Here is a 1,449-nt window from a genome sequence, read left to right on the forward strand (position 1 = left end):
TCACCAGAATGACGCCCCCATCCGAACTCATGCGACCCCCGTCAAAACGGGCCACAACACGCCGTCCACAGGAGGCTGGAAACTCATACGCGCCTGCGCTACACTCTGTCTACATCGGGTTTTCTTATAGCTTACGAAAATTTCTTTTGTGCAAAACAGACTTTTTCATAATCTAACCCGATGTACAACCCTTCTGTGAGATTTCCGCGTCGAGCAAAGGAGACCAGCCGTGTGACCACCCTGAACCAGGGCGGACACGCGGTGCATAGTGAGAGATGATCTCACGCTCTACAGTCCGGTCCAGTATGGTGCAGAGCCATAAACTCTTGCCGTCCGGCAAAGTGTCACTGTCTGAGGGGGGCATCGTATTCGGGTTAGCCCAGAATACGGACACAAGTGCCCGCATCCCCTGCCCCATTCAGGCCACCATCCGTGAAAATGGTGCAGCTAAACAGCTATCGTTACTCTGAAACGCCAGTATGTATTCCGCTGCCTGTGACGCGAGACGCGCTGCTGCAAAAACTGCCCGCTTGTCTTCCTTCAACAGGGCAATCCAACTCCCAATGTAATCAGCGTGTCGCACTGTCGGCGTGATGTTCAACTCGGCAAGAACGAATGCCGCTGTGAGCTCAGCCACAATCTCCTCAGCCATATATTTGTGTGAGCCGAACCGTCCTGAGAGGTCACGGTCGAGACGGCTCTTATGGCCACTCCAGTGTGCAGTCTCGTGAAAAGCTGTGCGATACCAGTTAATCTGCTCAAAATAGGCATTCTGTGGTGGAAGTCGAATATAGTCTGGATCCGGGGCATAAAATGCCTTGTCGCCACCAATTCGGATATCCGCACCTGTGGCCTGCAACAGAGCTTCTGCATAAGGAACGATCTCGCGTTCTGGTAGCGATGCAACTGAGCCTGTCATGTCTTCGGGCAGGTGTTCGCACTGGTCAATGTTGAAAACCGTAAAGCGCTTCAAAAAGGGAATGGCACGCGCCTCCTCTTCAGCCTCCTTGCCACCTGGCACAAATCTGTCCGCATAGAAAACGGTCGTGCCCTTTTCACCTTTCCTGACGCTCCCGCCAACTTTGCGTGCCTGGTTAAACGTCAGCCATCTCTGGGAGGTAAAACCACACATCTGCACGGTTCCCCACAACAGCAGCACGTTGATACCGCTGTAGCGGCGACCTGTGGTGACATTGAGTGGGAGTGACGGGCCTGAAGCGGTACTAGACCAAGGCTGCACCCACGGGGCCACTCCGTTTTCTAACTGCTCCACTATCCGGTTGGTCACATCCTGATAGAGATCAATACGTTCATGCTTGGTCATGATCCATTCCACTCCTTAGAGCCTGAATCAGAAAGGGGTTTGATTGATTTTTCGCAGAACTCTGCGGATATGGGCAATCATCAACCACGCGTGGGATGACGAGATTGTTGCCTCGACATCCTTCG

General features: G+C 53.1%; 1 protein-coding gene and 1 pseudogene. Both read right to left on the reverse strand.

Going from position 1 to position 1,449, the window contains the following annotated elements; translation table 11 throughout:
- Positions 1 to 418: 418 nt before the first annotated feature.
- Positions 419 to 1,324 (reverse strand): ArdC family protein, encoded by a 906-nt coding sequence (locus GOB86_RS15415; RefSeq protein WP_165993537.1) that lies wholly within the window; start codon positions 1,322 to 1,324, stop codon positions 419 to 421.
- Positions 1,325 to 1,351: 27 nt separating this feature from the next.
- Positions 1,352 to 1,449, reverse strand: a pseudogene (locus tag GOB86_RS15420) (IS5/IS1182 family transposase); the annotation flags it as partial.

The sequence above is a fragment of the Acetobacter lambici genome (assembly GCF_011516885.1).
Taxonomy (GTDB): Bacteria; Pseudomonadota; Alphaproteobacteria; order Acetobacterales; family Acetobacteraceae; genus Acetobacter; species Acetobacter lambici.

What these genes read in the sequence shown, in the direction of transcription:
- GOB86_RS15415 (WP_165993537.1), bottom strand. Translation starts at nt 1,324, where the DNA reads ATGACCAAGCATGAACGTATTGATCTCTATCAGGATGTGACCAACCGG.